16 protein-coding genes and 4 tRNA genes are annotated in these 16,623 nt (G+C 71.0%); 5 read left to right on the forward strand and 15 right to left on the reverse strand.

Features of this window, described 5'->3' with window-relative positions; translation table 11 throughout:
• Window positions 1–101: 101 nt before the first annotated feature.
• From nusG to EDF31_RS07370, 3 genes are all read right to left on the reverse strand, one after another.
• A complete protein-coding gene (gene nusG / locus EDF31_RS07360; RefSeq protein WP_111084261.1) occupies window positions 102–1,115 on the reverse strand; it encodes a transcription termination/antitermination protein NusG in 1,014 nt (337 codons plus the stop codon).
• A 119-nt stretch (window positions 1,116–1,234) separates the two neighbouring features.
• Window positions 1,235–1,513 (reverse strand): preprotein translocase subunit SecE, encoded by a 279-nt coding sequence (gene secE, locus EDF31_RS07365; RefSeq protein ID WP_111084262.1) that lies wholly within the window; start codon window positions 1,511–1,513, stop codon window positions 1,235–1,237.
• 20 nt (window positions 1,514–1,533) lie between these two features.
• Window positions 1,534–1,606 (reverse strand) — tRNA-Trp (locus EDF31_RS07370).
• A 180-nt stretch (window positions 1,607–1,786) separates the two neighbouring features.
• Here EDF31_RS07370 and EDF31_RS07375 point away from each other — a divergent pair.
• Window positions 1,787–2,968, forward strand: coding sequence for a pyridoxal phosphate-dependent aminotransferase (locus tag EDF31_RS07375; RefSeq protein WP_131845850.1), 1,182 nt, complete (start codon window positions 1,787–1,789; stop codon window positions 2,966–2,968).
• An 85-nt stretch (window positions 2,969–3,053) separates the two neighbouring features.
• Here EDF31_RS07375 and EDF31_RS07380 read toward each other — a convergent pair whose 3' ends face one another.
• The 3 genes from EDF31_RS07380 to EDF31_RS07390 are packed head-to-tail and all read right to left on the reverse strand — an operon-like array spanning window position 3,054 to window position 4,956.
• On the reverse strand, window positions 3,054–4,070 hold the full coding sequence (locus EDF31_RS07380; RefSeq protein WP_243649924.1) for a UDP-N-acetylmuramate dehydrogenase: 1,017 nt from the start codon (window positions 4,068–4,070) through the stop codon (window positions 3,054–3,056).
• A 14-nt stretch (window positions 4,071–4,084) separates the two neighbouring features.
• On the reverse strand, window positions 4,085–4,510 hold the full coding sequence (locus EDF31_RS07385) for a MaoC/PaaZ C-terminal domain-containing protein (RefSeq protein ID WP_123938619.1): 426 nt from the start codon (window positions 4,508–4,510) through the stop codon (window positions 4,085–4,087).
• On the reverse strand, window positions 4,507–4,956 hold the full coding sequence (locus EDF31_RS07390; RefSeq protein WP_111084265.1) for a MaoC family dehydratase N-terminal domain-containing protein: 450 nt from the start codon (window positions 4,954–4,956) through the stop codon (window positions 4,507–4,509). Before EDF31_RS07390 ends, EDF31_RS07385 begins: the two co-directional genes overlap by 4 nt.
• 128 nt (window positions 4,957–5,084) lie before the next feature.
• Here EDF31_RS07390 and EDF31_RS07395 point away from each other — a divergent pair, with 128 nt between their 5' ends.
• Entirely contained in the window at window positions 5,085–5,483 is a 399-nt protein-coding gene (locus tag EDF31_RS07395; protein WP_131845699.1) for a hypothetical protein, read from the forward strand.
• Between the two features lie 170 nt (window positions 5,484–5,653).
• On the opposite strand, the gene EDF31_RS07400 is transcribed toward EDF31_RS07395, so the two are convergent.
• From EDF31_RS07400 to EDF31_RS07420, 5 genes are all read right to left on the reverse strand, one after another.
• Window positions 5,654–5,727: transfer RNA gene (locus tag EDF31_RS07400), tRNA-Met, on the reverse strand.
• A gap of 32 nt (window positions 5,728–5,759) precedes the next feature.
• A tRNA-Thr gene (locus EDF31_RS07405) sits at window positions 5,760–5,831 on the reverse strand.
• A gap of 93 nt (window positions 5,832–5,924) precedes the next feature.
• On the reverse strand, window positions 5,925–7,148 hold the full coding sequence (locus EDF31_RS07410) for a M23 family metallopeptidase (RefSeq protein ID WP_131845700.1): 1,224 nt from the start codon (window positions 7,146–7,148) through the stop codon (window positions 5,925–5,927).
• Window positions 7,149–7,296: 148 nt separating this feature from the next.
• A complete protein-coding gene (locus EDF31_RS07415) occupies window positions 7,297–8,118 on the reverse strand; it encodes an inositol monophosphatase family protein (RefSeq protein ID WP_131845701.1) in 822 nt (273 codons plus the stop codon).
• Window positions 8,119–8,175: 57 nt separating this feature from the next.
• Window positions 8,176–8,260: transfer RNA gene (locus EDF31_RS07420), tRNA-Tyr, on the reverse strand.
• 136 nt (window positions 8,261–8,396) lie between these two features.
• Here EDF31_RS07420 and EDF31_RS07425 point away from each other — a divergent pair.
• Together EDF31_RS07425 and cls are read left to right on the forward strand one after the other, a co-directional pair.
• Entirely contained in the window at window positions 8,397–8,885 is a 489-nt protein-coding gene (locus EDF31_RS07425) for a YajQ family cyclic di-GMP-binding protein (RefSeq protein ID WP_111084269.1), read from the forward strand.
• A gap of 5 nt (window positions 8,886–8,890) precedes the next feature.
• Complete coding sequence (gene cls, locus EDF31_RS07430) at window positions 8,891–10,351, forward strand: cardiolipin synthase (RefSeq protein WP_123338849.1); 1,461 nt, start codon at window positions 8,891–8,893, stop codon at window positions 10,349–10,351.
• Window positions 10,352–10,770: 419 nt separating this feature from the next.
• On the opposite strand, the gene EDF31_RS07435 is transcribed toward cls, so the two are convergent.
• The 4 genes from EDF31_RS07435 to EDF31_RS07450 all read right to left on the reverse strand — a co-directional run bounded on the left by EDF31_RS07435 (window position 10,771) and on the right by EDF31_RS07450 (window position 15,252).
• Window positions 10,771–11,886: a heparan-alpha-glucosaminide N-acetyltransferase domain-containing protein gene (locus tag EDF31_RS07435; RefSeq protein ID WP_131845702.1), complete on the reverse strand. Its 1,116-nt coding sequence runs from the start codon at window positions 11,884–11,886 to the stop codon at window positions 10,771–10,773.
• A 5-nt stretch (window positions 11,887–11,891) separates the two neighbouring features.
• The gene (locus EDF31_RS07440) at window positions 11,892–13,265 is read right to left on the reverse strand and encodes an FAD-dependent oxidoreductase (protein WP_131845703.1); all 1,374 of its coding nucleotides are present in this window, start codon (window positions 13,263–13,265) and stop codon (window positions 11,892–11,894) included.
• An 86-nt stretch (window positions 13,266–13,351) separates the two neighbouring features.
• A complete protein-coding gene (locus tag EDF31_RS07445) occupies window positions 13,352–14,428 on the reverse strand; it encodes a polyprenyl synthetase family protein (protein WP_131845704.1) in 1,077 nt (358 codons plus the stop codon).
• Window positions 14,429–14,460: 32 nt separating this feature from the next.
• Entirely contained in the window at window positions 14,461–15,252 is a 792-nt protein-coding gene (locus EDF31_RS07450) for a demethylmenaquinone methyltransferase (RefSeq protein ID WP_111084274.1), read from the reverse strand.
• A gap of 108 nt (window positions 15,253–15,360) precedes the next feature.
• Between EDF31_RS07450 and EDF31_RS07455 the strand changes: the two genes are divergently transcribed.
• Window positions 15,361–16,620 (forward strand): isochorismate synthase, encoded by a 1,260-nt coding sequence (locus EDF31_RS07455; RefSeq protein WP_131845705.1) that lies wholly within the window; start codon window positions 15,361–15,363, stop codon window positions 16,618–16,620.
• Window positions 16,621–16,623 lie beyond the last annotated feature (3 nt).

The following is a 16,623-nucleotide window of genomic DNA, read 5'->3' on the forward strand; positions in this document are numbered from 1 at the left end:
CTCTCCCGCTGGTCCGGCCGTTCCGGACCGCGGTGAAGGCCCACACGCACGAGGCGTGCGGGCCCAAACTCGATGAGTCTACCCGAACGGGGAGACCTGGACTAGAGCTTCGTGACCTGGTCGAAGCTGAGCTCGACCGGGGTCTCGCGCTCGAACAGCGAGACGAGGACGGTGAGCTTGCCGCTCTCCGGCTTGATCTCGGAGATCGAACCCGGCAGGCCCGCGAACGAGCCTTCCTTGATGGTGATCGTCTCGCCGACCTCGAAGTCGACCTCGGCAGCGGGCTGCGCCTGCAGGGAGCCGCCGGACTTCGAGCCACCCTTGGTCGGGGCGGCCTCGGCGACCTGCACGAGGGACTTGAGCATGCCGAACGCCTCGTCGAAACGGAGCGGCGTCGGGTTGTGGGCGTTGCCGACGAAGCCGGTGACACCGGGGGTGTGCCGGACGACGGACCACGAGTCCTCGTTGAGGTCCATACGGACGAGCACGTACGAGGGGATCCGGACGCGGGTGACCAGCTTGCGCTGCCCGTTCTTGATCTCGACGACGTCCTCCATCGGGACCTCGACCTGGTAGATCGACTCCTCCATCGACATCGACACCATGCGGTTCTCGATGTTCGACTTCACGCGGCGCTCGAAGCCCGCGTAGGAGTGGATGACGTACCACTTGCCCGGCTTCATCCGCAGCTCGACCTTGAAGGCCTCGTACGGGTCGACCTCGGCCTCTTCGGCGTCGTCGTCCTCGGCGTCGATCGCTTCGTCGGCGGCGAGGGTCTCGTTCGCCTCTTCGGCGGTCTCGGACTCGAGTTCGATCTCTTCCTCGTCCTCGACCGCCTCGACGGCGGCCTCGGCCTCGTCAGCGGAGTCGATCTCGAGGGCGTCCTCGACGACGGCGTCGGCCTCGGGGTCCTTGGACTCCTGCAGTGCCGTCAGCTCCTCGTCGATGCCGAGGGACTCGTCGTCCTCGGACTCGACGGAGATCGCGCGCTCCTCGGCGGACTCGGCGGAGCGCTCCTCGCCGGTCTCGACGTCGCCTTCCTGGTTCTCCTCGACCTCAGAGGACTGCTCGGCAGCCGTCGCGAGGTCGATGTCGTCGCGGGAGTAGTCAGACACAGTCGATTCTTTCCGTTCGGTGGTGCGGGTCGGGATGGCGGACGGTCCTGGTCACGATCGGCACCGTCTCGGGCGACCGTACTCCAGTGGACTGCCGCACTCGGCAGTCGACGTCCGGGTCAGGCCGTGGGCCCGTTGCCGAAGACGTACCCGACGCCGAGACCGAACACGAAGTCGAGGATCGACACCAGGATCATCATCACGACGACGAAGACGAGCACGACCAGCGTGTAGCTGAAGAGCTCCTTGCGGGTCGGCGTCACGACCTTGCGCAGTTCGCCGATCACCTGACGGATGAAGAGCACGATGGCAGCGATCGGACCCCGGCGCTCGGCCCGGTCCTGCTTCGCCTTGGCGACGACGTCGTCCGCCGTCGTCTCCATGTCTTTGCTCGCCAACTTCTACCCTTCCAGAGTTGCAGGGCGGACAGGACTCGAACCTGCAACCTGCGGTTTTGGAGACCGCTGCTCTACCAATTGAGCCACCGCCCTTCAGAGCACGTCCGTCACCGATCGTGTTCCGGTGGTCGAGTGTACGGGAGTCCGTCACACGGTGTCCACTTGGCCCCCTCCACGGCGTGCCGCGCCGATAGGCTGGCACCCGTGAGCACCGCAGCCCCCGGCCCCGAGTCCACCGCAACCCCCGCCGCCGCGCCGACCGATCGGCCGCGCATCGCGTCCCGCATCGCGGCGATCGCCGAGTCCGCGACGCTCAAGGTCGATGCGAAGGCCAAGGCCCTGAAGGCCGCGGGCCGACCCGTCATCTCCTTCGCCGCCGGCGAGCCCGACTTCGCCACGCCCGACCACGTGGTCGTCGCCGCGGTCGAGGCCGCACAGGACCCGAAGAACCACCGGTACACGCCGGCGACCGGTCTGCCGGAGCTGAAGCAGGCCATCGCCGAGAAGACCGCACGCGAGTCCGGCATCACCGTCGACCCGTCGCGGGTGATCGTCACCAACGGCGGCAAGCAGGCCGTCTACCAGGCGTTCCAGACGATCGTCGACGCCGGCGACGAGGTCCTGCTCCCCGCCCCGTACTGGACCACCTACCCCGAGGCCATCCGTCTGGCCGGTGGCGAGCCGGTCGAGGTCTTCGCCGGCAGCGACCAGGGCTACCTCGTCACCGTCGAGCAGCTCGAGGCCGCGCGCACCCCGAAGACGAAGGCGCTGCTGTTCTGCTCGCCGTCGAACCCGACCGGCGCCGTCTACACCGCCGAGCAGACCACGGCCATCGGCGAGTGGGCACTCGAGCACGGCATCTGGGTGATCAGCGACGAGATCTACCAGGACCTCGTGTACGACGGACTCCGCTTCACCGGCATCCTCGACGCCGTGCCGGCCCTCGCCGACACCACGATCCTGGTCAACGGCGTCGCGAAGACCTATGCGATGACCGGCTGGCGCGTCGGCTGGTTCATCGGTCCCGCCGACGCGGTCAAGGCCGCGTCGAACCTGCAGTCGCACCTGTCGTCGAACGTGTCGAACGTGTCCCAGCGCGCCGCGATCGCCGCCCTCACCGGGCCGCAGGAGCCGGTGACAGCCATGCGCGAGGCCTTCGACCGCCGTCGCCAGGCCATCGTCGCCGGGCTCAACGCGATCCCGGGCTTCGTCACGCCGACCCCGCAGGGCGCCTTCTACGTCTACCCCGACGTCACCGCACTGCTCGGTCGCGAGTGGTCGGGCTCGACCCCGACGACGACCCTCGAGCTGGCCGACCTGATCCTCGAGCACGCCGAGGTCGCGGTCGTCCCGGGCGAGGCCTTCGGTCCGTCCGGCTACCTGCGCCTGTCGTACGCGCTCGGCGACGACGACATCGCCGAGGGTGTGGCCCGCTTGGCGAAGTTCTTCGCGTAGTCCCCCCGATCACAGAACGGGTCGCCTCGTCGAGGTGGCCCGTTCGCCGTTCCGGGAGGCCCGTGGCCGGGTCGTGCCGGTTCGTTCAGTCGAGCAGGTCGCCGACCACCACGGGCTCCGGCACGAGCGACACCCCGAAGCGGTTCAGGACCGTGACCTGCACGTACCGCGCGAGCTCGGCCACCTGGGCCGCCGTCGCGCCGCCACGGTTGGTCAGGGCCAGGGTGTGCTTCGACGAGATCGCCGCGCGCGACCCCGGCACGGCGTAGCCACGGTGCACCCCCGCGTGCTCGATGAGCCAGGCGGCGCTGAGCTTGACGTCGTCGCCGGCCGGCCACCGTGGCGCGTCGGCGGGGAGGGTCTCGGCGAAGGCCGCGGACACGATCGGGTTCGTGAAGAACGACCCGGCGCTCCAGGTGTCCCGGTCGTCGGCGTCGAGCACCATGCCCTTCGAGGCGCGGAGGCGCAGGACCTCGTCGCGGACCGTCGCGGGTTCCACGAGGGCACCGAGGTCGACCCCGAGCGAACCGGCGAGCTGGGCGTACCGCACCGGCACGCCGTGCTCCCCCGCCGTGCCGAGCCGGAACTCGACCGTCAGCACGACACCGCGGCGTCCGTGCTTGAGGGTCGACGTGCGGTAGCCGAGCGCCAGCTCGGCCGCGGGCACCCACGTGCGCTCCCCCGTGGCCGCATCGAGGAACTCGACCCGGGTGAGCACGTCGGAGAGCTCGACCCCGTAGGCGCCGATGTTCTGCACGGGGGCGGCGCCGACGGTGCCCGGGATGCCGCTGAGGGCCTCCAGGCCGGTCCAGCCGTTCGCGACGGTCGTGGCGACGAACGCGTCCCAGGGTTCGCCGGCGGCGACGCGGACGGTGACGCCGTCGGCGTCCGTGTCGGCGTCCACGCCCGTGGTGCGGACCAGGACGACGGTGCCGTCGAATCCGGAGTCGGCGACCAGCACGTTGCTGCCGCCGCCGAGGACCAGCCACTCGTGGTCGTCCCATGCGGTGCGCGTGTGGGCGACGAGCTCGTCGGTCGTCGTGGCCGTGAGCAGCCGCGCGGCCGCCCCACCGACGCCGAGCGTCGTGAGGTCGGCGAGCACCGGCTCGTGCACGGTCAGCGGAACGCCACCGTGACCTGCGCCTTGCCGAGCACGGTCTGCCCGCCGGCGGTCACGGTGAGGTCGATGCGCTTCGGTCGGCCGTCGTCGTCGACGGTGCCGACCTTGGCGACGATGCCGATGGTCGCGCCCTGCTCCGGGTCCACGACGACGGGGCGGGTGAAGCGGACGCCGTAGCCCGCGACCCAGCCGCTGTCGCCGAGCCACTCGGAGACCGGCTGCACGGCGATGCCCATCGTGAGCATGCCGTGCGCGAGGACGCCCGGCAGGCCGACCGAGGCGGCGACGTCGTCGCGGTAGTGGATCGGGTTGAAGTCACCGGAAGCGCCGGCGTAGCGGACGAGCGAGTCGCGGGTGACGTGCACCTCACGCTCGGCGACCACCGTGCCGACCTCGATCGCGGTGGCGGGTGCGGCGGTCATGCGTCGTCTCCTCGGACCACGAGGGTCGACGTCGCTGTGACGACGTGCTCCCCCGCGGCGTCGTTCATGGTGCTCTGGGCCGTGACCATCGCGTTGCCGCCGAGCGTCTTGACGCTCGTGACGGTCAGGGTCGCGGTGAGTTCGTCGCCGGCCACGATGGGCCGGTCGTAGGTGAAGGACTGCTCGCCGTGGACGACACGGGAGAAGTCGATGCCGGCGTCCGGCTCGGCGAGGAGCTGCGCGAGCGTGGCTTCCTGCACGACGACCGCGAAGGTCGGCGGGGCGACGACGTCGGCGTACCCGGCGGCGCGGGCCGCGTCGGGTTCGTGGTGGACGGGGTTGGTCGCGAACACCGCGCGCGAGAACTCGCGCACCTTCTCGCGACCGACCAGGTAGGGCTGGGCCGGCGGGAACGTCCTGCCGACGAGCTCGGGGTTCACTGACACGTCGGCAGTCTACCGACGCCCGTCCGGGGGCCTGTCGATGCTGAGGATGCATCGGCTAGGCTTGCCGGGCCGGTTCGGGGGAATCGGCGGTCCGGCGCGACACCGGATCAGGGGACGGGGGAGCAACCATGGACACCAGGACCGAGTTCGCCGTGCACACGGGCGACCGGTGCACCGCGATGGAGGTCGCCGGCGCGGCACTCCGCACGGCGGGACACCACGTCGAGTCGACCGGTGGGACCCTCACCGCGACGACCGGCAACCGGCTGCTGACGATCCTGCTCGGCGCGCTCGTGCACCCGTCCCGCGAGTTCCGCCGCTACGAGCTGTCGACGACCGTCACCGGGGCGTCCACCACGATCACGCTGCGGCACCGCGGACACGGCACGGCCGTCTCCGGCGGCAGCATCGGCGCGAGCCGGCGACGAGCTGCCTGGCACGAGGTGAACGCGGCGATCGAGCGCGCGCTGCGCGCGGCCGGCGTGCTGCAGACGCGGACCGACACCGGGTCGCACTCCGCGCTGTAGGGCCGACCCCAGGGCGGACGGGAGGCCCGGTGTGCGTCCGCCACGTGCCTCCTGGCACGCACCTGGTCCAGCGCACAGCCGAAGTGCGTCCGCACCGCCGTGCACGCAACCCGGGAACGACGCAGCCCGGGAACGACGAAAGCCCGGCGAACAGATCGCCGGGCTTGCTGTAGCGAGGGCGGGACTTGAACCCGCGACCCCACGATTATGAGTCGTGTGCTCTAACCAACTGAGCTACCCCGCCAGAGATCCGGAGCGACACGCGCACCGGGTCGGAGCCCCGAGTCAGGATTGAACTGACGACCCCCTCCTTACCATGGAGGTGCTCTACCACTGAGCTATCGGGGCGATGTGCCGCGAACGGCACCACACGAGGATAGCAGACCTCCGACGCTGCTCCGGAACCGGGCGAGACGCCCGGGCGTGCCGCGTCGGCGACCGCTAGTTCGCGTTGGTCTGGAGCCACGCCAGCGGGTCCACGGGGACCCCGTCGACGTGCACTTCGAGGTGCAGGTGCGGGCCCGTGGAGTTGCCCGTGCTGCCCACGAGACCGAGCTCGTCGCCGACCTCGATCTGCTGACCGGTGACCACCTTGAAGGAGTTGTCCTCCATGTGGCCGTACACGCTGACGAACTGCTTGCCGTCGACGTCGTGCTCCACCCAGACGTCGTTGCCGAAGCCACCGTCGTTCGCCTGGACCTTGATGACGGTGCCGGCGGCGATGACCCGGATCGGGGTGCCCTCGCCGGGAGCGAAGTCGACGCCCATGTGGTTCGTCGAGCAGAACGAGCAGCCCGCGACCTGACGACCGCCGAAGCCGGAGGTGATCGGGACGCCGGTGAGGAACGGCCACTGGATCGTGCCGGTCGGGTCGTTGGTGAAGCTCGAGGCGTCGACGTTCTTGTACTGCGTGGCGTCCGACACCGTGTACTGGTCGCGGCTCGTCGATCCGTCGGCTGCGGAGCTGACGCTCATCGACTGGGTCGCACCGCTCGCCGTCGACCGGGCCGCGGTCGAGCCGGTCTCCGGCACGTAGAGCGCCTGGGCGGGCAGCGACGTCGAGACGACGAGACCGGCGACGAAGAGGAGCGCACCGACGGCCGTCACGCGCGAGGCCGCACGGCGGAACGAGGCGCCCTGCTTCCGGGCAGCAGCAGCCGGGGCGGGCGCGGCAGCGGTGCGGCTGGCCGCGATGTGCCGGGTGGCGCGGTCGACCTGCACGGCCGGTGCGGCACGGCCGGTCCGCCGACGGGACGCCGGGACCTGGCCGATGACACGGCGGGGCTGGGGCGCGACGGACTCCGCTGCAGCCGTCGCGGTGCGCGGCGCCGTGGCGCGGACGTCCGGCGACGTGGGAGCCGGCGGCGTCGTGATGCGGGAGGCCGGACGGACCGCCGACTCGGGCAGCGCGGGCGACACCGGTGCGAGGTCGATCGGCGACACGGGAGCGGCGGCCGACGACGGCGTGGTCAGCCCGACGACCTCGTCGAACGACGGGCCCGCGGCACGGTCGGGTGCGACGTCCTGCGCGTGGTCCTGCGTGACGGGAGCGCCCTTCGCAGCCGCTCGCTCCGCCTCGATCCGTGCTCGTCGGGTCAGGTGGACGACCGGGGTGGCGGCGTCGACGGGACCGGTGGGGACGGACGTCAGTGGGGAGTGGGGCATGCGTGCGGTGGCGATCCTGATCGGGGAAGGGGCGCGCTCGTTGGTAACGAGCAGATAACGGGACCTGAGCACGGTAGCAAACGTCGTCGCACGTCGCCAGTCGTGGTCGTGTCCACCGGGCACCCCCAGACCGAGGGACCGACGGACCTCAGACGCCGAGCGCCTCGGCTTCCAGCCCGCGCAGCAGCGCCTCGAGGTCGTCGGCCACCGCGGGGCTCGCGAACAGGAAGGAACGGGTGCCGCCGGCCTCCCAGATGCGGACCGACGCTCCGGCCTCGCGCGCGACGACGGAGCCGCCGGCCATGTCCCACGGGTTGATCCCGCGCTCGTAGTAGGCGTCGACGACCCCGGTCCCGACCGCGCAGCAGTCGAGCGACGCCGCTCCCCCGCGCCGGATGTCCCGCACCTCGCCGATCAGCCCGGCGAGCACGGACACCTGCTCACGGCGCCGGTCGGCCGTGTACCCGAAGCCCGTCGCCACGAGCGTCTCGGCGAGCGAGGCCGGAGCGCTGACGGACAGGGGGACGCCGTCGCGGGTGGCGCCCTGTCCGGCGGCGGCACGGAACACCACCCCGGTCGCGGGGGCCACCACGACGCCGGCGATCGGCTCCCACGTCGTCGGGTCGGCGGAGCCCCGCACGACGCCGATGCTCACGCCGTACTCGGCGCTGCCGTACAGGTAGTTCACCGTGCCGTCGATCGGGTCGACGACCCAGGTGATGCCCGACTCCCCCGACGCCGAGCCGGACTCCTCGCCGTGGAACGCGTCGTCCGGCCGGGCCTCGGCGATCCGGGCGCGGATGAGCGCCTCGACCTCACGGTCCGCCGCCGTGACCACGTCGACGATGCTCGACTTCCGGTCGGCGACCTCGACCCCCTCGGCCCGTCGTCGAGCAGCGAGCGTGGCCGCTTCGCGCGCGATCGTCTCGGCGAGGTCGGCGAACTGGGACGGTGCGAGGTCGGATGCCATGCACCGATCCTGCCAGGGACGACGAAAGCCCCGTCCGGATCGGACGGGGCTTCGCGATGGTGGCAAGTGAGGGATTCGAACCCCCGAAGGCTACGCCGGCTGATTTACAGTCAGATCCCTTTGGCCGCTTGGGTAACTTGCCATGCGCACCCAGCCGGTGTGATCACCAACCGAAGGCGCGCACAAAAGCATAGCGGATCCGGAACGGTGGTCGTGACCACCGCGAGCCGACCGCCGGAGCCGAACCGGCCCTCCCGTCCGCCGTTAGGCTGTCCGGCATGGCAGACAGTTCCTTCGACGTGGTCAGCAAGGTCGACAAGATGGAGGCGGAGAACGCCCTCAACCAGGCGGCCAAGGAGATCGAGCAGCGGTACGACTTCAAGGGCGCGGACGCGTCGGTCGCCTTCAGCGGCGAGGACGTCCTCATCAAGGCGAACTCGGAAGAGCGCGCGAAGGCCGTCCTCGACGTCCTGCAGAGCAAGGCGATCAAGCGCAACATCAGCCTGAAGAGCCTCGACGCCGGCGACCCCTACCCCTCGGGCAAGGAGTACCGCATCGAGGTGAAGTTCAAGAACGGCATCGAGCAGGACGTCGCGAAGAAGATCGGCGCGTTCCTGCGCGCCAACGCCCCGAAGACCGTGAAGAGCCAGATCCAGGGCGACGAACTGCGGGTCTCCTCGAAGAGCCGCGACGACCTCCAGAACACGATCCAGCTCCTCAAGGGTGAAGAGTTCGACGTCCCGTTGCAGTACATCAACTTCCGCTGACGTCCGTGGAGCACTGGCTCACCGTCGCGATCACGGTCCTGGCCGTCCTGCTGGACCTGGCGATCCGCGTCTTCTCGATCATCTACGTCCCGATCAACCGGAAGCCGCAGACGGCGACCGCCTGGTTGCTCGCGATCTTCCTCATCCCCTACATCGGCTTCATCGTCTTCCTCGTCATCGGGTCGACGAAACTGCCGCGTGCCCGGCGTGAGAAGCAGACCGAGATCAACGCGTACATCCTCGAACAGACCGAGGGCATCGAACGCGTGCGCCGTGACCACCCGTGGCCGCTGTGGCTCGAGAGCATCACCACGCTGAACCGCGAACTCGGCGCGATGCCGCTGGTCGGCGGCAACTCGGCGGAGCTCTACCCCGACTCCGAGGAGTCGATCGCGGAGATGACCCGGGCGATCGACCAGTCGCGCCGGTTCGTCCACGTCGAGTTCTACATCGCGACACTCGACGACACCACGCGACCGTTCTTCGACGCGCTCGCCCGCGCACAGGCCCGCGGCGTCACCGTCCGGTTCCTGCTCGACCACTGGGCCAGCCGCGGTTACCCCGGGTACAAGGACACGCTGGCGTTCATGGACCGCGCCGGCATCGAGTGGCACCTCATGCTCCCGCTGCTGCCGCTGCAGGGGAAGTTCCAGCGACCCGACCTCCGCAACCACCGGAAGATCATGGTCATCGACGGCTCGGTCGCGTTCACCGGGTCGCAGAACCTGATCGACCCCTCGTACGACATCAAGTCGCACATCGAGAAGGGCATGGTCTACAAGGACCTGTTCGCCCGGTTCGAGGGACCGGTCGTCGCGGGGTTGAACGCACTGTTCGTCACCGACTGGTACAGCGAGACCGACGAACTGCTGCTCCGTGAGAGCGACCCCGTCCAGCGGGCCGACCGCGGCGACGCCCTCGACTGCCAGGTCGTGCCGTCCGGGCCCGGGTTCGACGGCGAGAACAACCTGCGCCTGTTCAACGCACTGCTCTACTCGGCGCAGAAGAAGGTGTCGATCACCTCGCCGTACTTCGTGCCGGACGACTCGATGCTCTACGCCATCACGACGACCGCCCAGCGCGGCGTCGAGGTCGAGCTCTTCGTCGGCGAGATGGGCGACCACGCCATGACGTGGCACGCGCAGCGCTCGTACTACGAGGGACTCCTCCGCGCCGGCGTGCGGATCTGGCTCTACCGGGCACCGACGATCCTGCACGCCAAGCACTTCACCATCGACGACGAGGTGTCGGTGATCGGGTCGAGCAACATGGACATGCGCTCGTTCAGCCTGAACCTCGAGGTCTCCGTGATGGTCCGGGGCCACCGCTTCGTCGACGCCCTGCGCGAGGTGCAGGACGCCTACAAGGAGCACAGCTTCGAGCTCACGCTCGACGAGTGGGTCGACCGTCCGCGCCGGTCCAAGGTGCTCGACAACGTCGCGCGGCTCACGGCAGCGCTGCAGTAGCGGACGACCGGGAGGCGCGGCTCGCCTCCGCCGCGCACGGTGCGTCGTCCTCCACCCGGTGCGACGTTGACAGCACGGTGCGTCGCGACAGCGTGTCACCCAGCGGGCAAGCCCGCGGTGAACGAACAACGCTGCACCGTGTGGCAGCGCTCCGACCAGGTCAGGGCGCCGTGCAACCACCCACGCACGGTGCGGCAGCGCTCCGACCAGGTCAGGACGCCGTGCAACCTCCCACGCACGGTGCGGACGGGAGGCGCGGCTCGTCTCTGCCGCGCACGGTGCGTCGTCCTCCACCCGGTGCGACGTTGGCAGCACGGTGCGTCGCGACAGCGTGTCACCCAGCGGGCAAGCCCGCGGTGAACGAACAACGCTGCACCGTGCGGCAGCGCTCCGGGACCGGATCGGCCCGGCAGGGGCGCTCAGCGCATCGGGACGAGGGACGCCAGGGCCGCGACGGCCCGCTCGAGCGGGCCCCGGCCGAGGAACCGGCGCCAGACCATCGCGAACACGACCGAGCCCAGCGCGAACCAGCCCCACGCCTCGGCCGACTCCGGGTACTCGGGCAGCATCGCGATCACCACGAGGTGTCCCGAGTAGATCGTCAGGGGCATCGACCCGACGGCGGCGAGCGGGAACGCGATCCGCTCGGCGACCCGCCCGCGCCCGTCGAACACCAGGGTGCAGAGCGCGATGACCGCCACCGCCACCCCCGCGGTGCCGATCACGTCGACCGTCGTCGACGAGTGGTCGCGCGGTGACAGGAAGAGCTGGGCGATGGCCTCGGCCGGCGTGCTGCCCTCGGCGGCGTACGGGACGCCCGGGAATGCGAACGCGGCCCCGGCCGGCAGCGGCGCCAGCACCGTGCCGACGACGTACGCGGTGGCGGCGACCAGTGCGCCGGACGCGAGGAGCACGACCTGCGTGCCCCGCATCTCCAGCCCGGCCCGGGCGACCGCGAGACCGACCAGGACGTACGCCAGGAAGGTGACCACGGGGTAAACCAGGCCGAGCTGCTGTCCGACCATGCCCGAATCGGCGTAGGCCGGTGCGGTCGCGACGGCGACGATCGGCGACAGCACGGCGCAGGCGCCCGCGATGGCGAGGAGCCACGCCGGGCGGACCCGGAGCACCGGGATCACCAGCAGGAACAGCACCCCGTACGTCGGCAGGATGACGTAGACCGGGGTGTCCAACGCGATGAGCACGAACCCGATTGCGACGACGGCCGCGGCGCGGACCGCCAGGCGCGCCCGGACCCGCCCGATCGTCGGGGGTCCTGGCGGAGTCGTGCGACCGCTCGTCAGGCCGATCGACACCCCCGCGAGGACGGCGAACAGCGTGGACGGGCGCCCGTGCGCCACGGCGGACCACGTCGAGGGATCGGACCAGTCGAGCTGGTCCGCGATGCCGCCGATGTGCGCGGCCATCATGCCGAGCAGCGCGACGGCCCGCGCGACGTCGACGCCCTGCAGTCGCACGCCGGACGCGGACGCGCCCCGCACCGCGGTGGGCGGGACGGGGCGCGTGTCGGTCATCGGTGTCAGTTCGTGGGCACGTCGACGCGACCGAGGGACACGTCGATCATCTCGTCGCGGGGCACGACCTTGATGCGCTCACGGCCCTCGGCAGCACCGAGCGCGAGCTCGTGGGTGTCCAGGCGGTGCCAGCCCTCGAGATCGGTGTACTCGACACCGCGCTCGCGGAGCAGCGCCGGGATCGCACCCTCGGAGGGGTCCTCCGGCGTCCACCAGCTCGCCTGGTCGTTGACGATGTGCTGCACGGTCTCCATGGCGTCGGACTTCGTGTGCCCGATGAGCCCGACCGGACCGCGCTTGATCCACCCGGTGGCGTAGACGCCCGGGATCTGCTGGTTGTCGTCGTCGAGGACCTGGCCCTCGTGGTTCGGGATGACGCCGTGGCGCTCGTCGAACGGCAGACCGGGCAGCGGGGAACCGAAGTAGCCGACGGCGCGGTAGGCCGCCTGGATCGGGATCTCACGGATCTCGCCCGTGCCCTCCACACCGCCCTCGCCGTTCGGCCGGGTGCGCTCGTACCGGATCGCGGTGAGGTTGCCCTGCTCGTCGCCGACGAACTCGGTCGGCTTCGCGTAGAAGTGCAGGTGCAGCCGCCGGCTCGCCTGACCGGTATCGCGGGTGCGCCACTGCTCGAGCACCCGGTTGATGACCATCACCTGCTTGTTCGTGGCGATCGCGGTCTTCGACGCCTCGTCGTGGTCGAAGTCCTCGTCGTAGACGACCATGTCGACGTCACGGACCTCGCCGAGCTCGCGGAGCTCGAGCGGCGTGAACTTCACCTGGGCGGGACCACGGCGGCCGAAGACGTGGACGTCCGTGACGGGCGACCCCTTGAGGCCCTCGTACACGTTCGCCGGGATCTCGGTCGGCAGCAGGTCGTCGGCGTGCTTCGCGAGGATGCGGGAGACGTCGAGCGCGACGTTGCCGACCCCGATCACCGCGACGCTCTCCGCGGTCAGCGGCCAGGTGCGCGGGACGTCGGGGTGGCCGTCGAACCAGCTGACGAAGTCGGCGGCACCGTAGGAACCCCGGAGGTCGACGCCGGGGACGTCCAGGTCGGCGTCCTTGATCGCGCCCGTCGAGAAGACGACCGCGTTGTAGTGCTTCTTCAGGTCCTCGAGGGTGATGTCCTCGCCGAAGCGGACGTTGCCGAACAGCCGGACGACACCGCGGTCGAGCACGTCGCGCAGAGCGTTGACGATGCCCTTGATCCGCGGGTGGTCGGGGGCGACGCCGTAGCGGACGAGTCCGTACGGCGCGGGGAGCTGCTCGAACAGGTCGATCGACACGTCGTGTCCGTGGGCCTCGCGCAGCAGGATGTCCGCGGCGTAGATGCCGGCGGGTCCGGCGCCGACGATGGCGATTCGGAGGGTGGGCACTGATCGTCTCCAGTTCGTTCGGGTGGGGTGCTCCCGGTGGTGCGTCCCGCGCGGCGACCGTGGGGTCGACCGGTCGCGGGTGGTGTTCAGCGGCTGCGGTCGACGACGGAGTCGGCGAAGCGGGTGAGCGCCCGCTTGACGGTGCCGTCGGGCAACGGGGCGAGGACGTCCACGGCTTCGCGGGCCCAGCGGACCGCGACCGTGCGCGTCGACGCAGTCGCCTCGTGGTCACGCAGTGCGGCGACGGCCGACTGGTACGGCACGGAGCCGACTGCGTCGTCCGGGGCGCCGTTCACGTCGCGCTCGATGCGCAGGACGAGGTCCTGCGCCGCCGGGTCGGTCGCCGCGTGCCGACGCAGGTGCAGCATCGGCAGCGTGTCGACGCCGGCACGGAGGTCGTTGCCGGCGATCTTGCCGGTCTTGTCCGTCGCGGGTGCCAGGTCGATGACGTCGTCGACGAGCTGGAAGGCGACGCCCACCTTCTCGCCGAAGGTCCCGACGGCGTCGAGGTAGGCACGGTCGGCGCCGGAGAACATGACACCGGCGCGGGCGGCGGTCGCGATGAGCGAGCCGGTCTTGTCGCTGAGCACCTGGATGTAGTGCTCGACCGGGTCGTCGTCGGGCTGCGGGCCGGTGGTCTCGTGCAGCTGCCCCATGCAGAGACGCTGGAATGTCTCGGCTTGCATCCGGATGCCCTCGGTACCCAGGTCGGCGGTGATGAGGCTGGCGCGGGCGAAGAGCAGGTCGCCGGTCAGGATCGCGACGTTGTTGCCGTACGTGATCTGCGCTGCGGGGACCCCGCGGCGGACGGGCGCTTCGTCCATGACGTCGTCGTGGTAGAGCGACGCCAGGTGGGTCGTCTCGATGCTGACGGCGGCCTTGACCACGGCGTCGGTCACCCCGTCGCCGAGCTGCGCGATGAGCAGCGTCAGCGTCGGACGGATCCGCTTGCCGCCCGCGGACAGCAGGTAGCGGCTCGTGGTGTCGGCGAGGGTGTCCGTGGAACGCATGGCGTCCTCGAGCCCCTGCTCGACGAGCTCGAGACCGTCGTCGACGGCGGCGATGAAGCGGCGGTCGGCGGGCGTGGCGAACAACCGCTCGCCGATGCCCAGCGAGGCGCGGAGGCTCGGCGCGCGACGTGCGACCGGGACGCTCGGATTCAAGTGCTGCTCCGTCTTCGGGGGATGGTGACCGGTCAGTCGTCGGCCGGGTCGACGCGCGGCTGCTCGCCGGTGGTCTGGTGGTCGCGGCGTGCCTTCGCACGACGGGCCGCGGACTCGCGCACCGTGTCGGCGACGGGCTTGCGGCCACGGTGCAGTGCGACGATACCGGCCGTGAGGTTGCGGTAGGCGACCACGGAGAACCCGACGCCGCGCAGCCACTGGGTGAGGACCTGCTGGTCCGGCCACGCGTCGATCGACTCGGCGAGGTAGCGGTAGGCGGCGGGGTTGCTGCTCGAGAGCTTCGCGATGCCCGGGAGCACGCGCTTCAGGTAGGTGCCGTAGCCGAGGCGCAGCAGCGCACGCGGCGGGGTCGAGAACTCGCAGATGACCACTCGGCCGCCGGGCTTGAGGACCCGCAGCATCTCGGCGAGCGCCTGCTTCGGGTCGTTCACGTTGCGCAGCCCGAACGAGATCGTGACGGCGTCGAACGTGTCGTCGTCGAAGGGCAGGTGCTCTGCATCGCCCTCGACGAAGGTGATCTCGGGGTGCCGCTCGCGACCGACCGCGATCATGCCGGCGGAGAGGTCGAGCGCGCTGACCTCTGCCCCCTTCTTCGCGAAGGCCGCGGCACTCGTCCCGGTGCCCGCGGCGATGTCGAGGACCTTCTCGCCGGGCTGGGGGTCGACCGCCCGCACCGTGGCGACACGCCACAGCGGTGCGTTGCCCGCCGACAGGATGTCGTTCGTGAGGTCGTACTTGGCCGCGACGTCGTCGAACATCGCCGCCACCTCGTCCGGCCGCTTGTTCAGGTCCGCTCTGCTCACCCGACCAATCCTAGAGGTCCCGACCGTACGTTCACCGGACTCGCAGCGACGGCCCACGCGTCGAGCGCGCGGCCAGGTGGTCCACCGACCGCGCGTAGCATCGGAGCCGTGACCCGAACCACCACGGCGGCGCCCCCGCTGACGGTCTCCACCCGGATCCTCGACGACCCGGGCACCGTCCTCCGCCACACCCTGCGCGACCGTCCACTGGCCTTCGTCCGGAACGGTGACGGCATAGTCGGCATCGGGGAGGCGCTGCGGTTCACGTTCACCGGCGCCGACCGGATGCGCGACGCCGCCGCGGTGTGGCGCACCGTCGTGGAGTCGGCCGTCGTCGACGACCCGGTGCAGTTGCGCGGCTCGGGCCTGGTCGCGTTCGGCTCCTTCGCCTTCGCCGACGACTCCGCCGACGAGAGCGTCCTGATCGTCCCGCGCGTGGTCATCGGCCGTCGGCGCGGCAAGGCCTGGCTCACGGCGATCGACACGACCGTCGGCGCCGAGCCACTCACGTTCACGCGGACCTCGGTGCCGGTCCCCCACGTCGGACCACACGTCTCCGTCGCGCTGCACCCCGGCCGGATCGACGAGGACGCCTACGCCGCGAACGTCGCCGAGGCCGTGCGGCGCATCGCTGCCGGGAGCGCGCAGAAGGTCGTCCTCGCCCGCGATCTCGTCGGCAGGATGCCAGCGGACGCCGACCACCGCGCCCTGCTGCTCGACCTCGCCGCCGCCTACCCGCAGTGCGTCACGTTCGCGGTCGACGGCCTGGTCGGTGCGACCCCCGAGACGCTCGCCCGCACCGACGGCACCCGGTTGACGGCGCGGGTGCTGGCCGGCAGCGCCGCACGCGGTGCCGACGAGGTGTCGGACCGTGCCGCTGCCGAGGCCCTCGCCGCCAGCGCGAAGGACGTCGAGGAGCACGCGTTCGCGATCGACAGCCTGCTCGCCTCGCTCCGCCCGCTCGTGACCGAGTTGCGCGCCGACCCCGAGCCGTTCCGGCTGCAGCTGCCGAACCTGTGGCACCTGGCGACCGACGTGCAGGCGACGCTGCCGCCGGACACCACCTCGCTCGATGTCGCCGACGCCCTGCACCCGACCGCCGCCGTCGCGGGTACCCCGACCGACGTGGCCGTCCGACTCGTCGCCGAGCTCGAGGGCGTCGACCGCGGCCGCTACGCCGGCCCGGTGGGCTGGATGAGCGCCACCGGCGACGGCGAGTGGATGCTGGCGCTCCGCAGCGCCCGCATCGACGACGACGGCACCGTCCGGGCCTGGGCGGGCGCGGGCGTCGTCGCGGGGTCGGAACCGGCGCGCGAGGTCGCCGAGACCGCCCTGAAGTTCCGACCGGTCACCGACGCGCTGGCCTGAGCG

Origin of the sequence: Curtobacterium sp. PhB142 (assembly GCF_004341255.1) — a bacterium.
Classification (GTDB): Bacteria; Actinomycetota; Actinomycetes; order Actinomycetales; family Microbacteriaceae; genus Curtobacterium.

Excerpts from the sequence above, each read along its gene's own strand:
- EDF31_RS07385 (WP_123938619.1), bottom strand. The coding sequence starts at position 4,510 with ATGACCGCCGCACCCGCCACCGCGATCGAGGTCGGCACGGTGGTCGCC.
- EDF31_RS07435 (WP_131845702.1), bottom strand. The coding sequence starts at position 11,886 with ATGACCGACACGCGCCCCGTCCCGCCCACCGCGGTGCGGGGCGCGTCC.
- EDF31_RS07395 (WP_131845699.1), top strand. The coding sequence starts at position 5,085 with ATGGACACCAGGACCGAGTTCGCCGTGCACACGGGCGACCGGTGCACC.
- EDF31_RS07425 (WP_111084269.1), top strand. The coding sequence starts at position 8,397 with ATGGCAGACAGTTCCTTCGACGTGGTCAGCAAGGTCGACAAGATGGAG.
- EDF31_RS07415 (WP_131845701.1), bottom strand. The coding sequence starts at position 8,118 with ATGGCATCCGACCTCGCACCGTCCCAGTTCGCCGACCTCGCCGAGACG.
- EDF31_RS07410 (WP_131845700.1), bottom strand. The coding sequence starts at position 7,148 with ATGCCCCACTCCCCACTGACGTCCGTCCCCACCGGTCCCGTCGACGCC.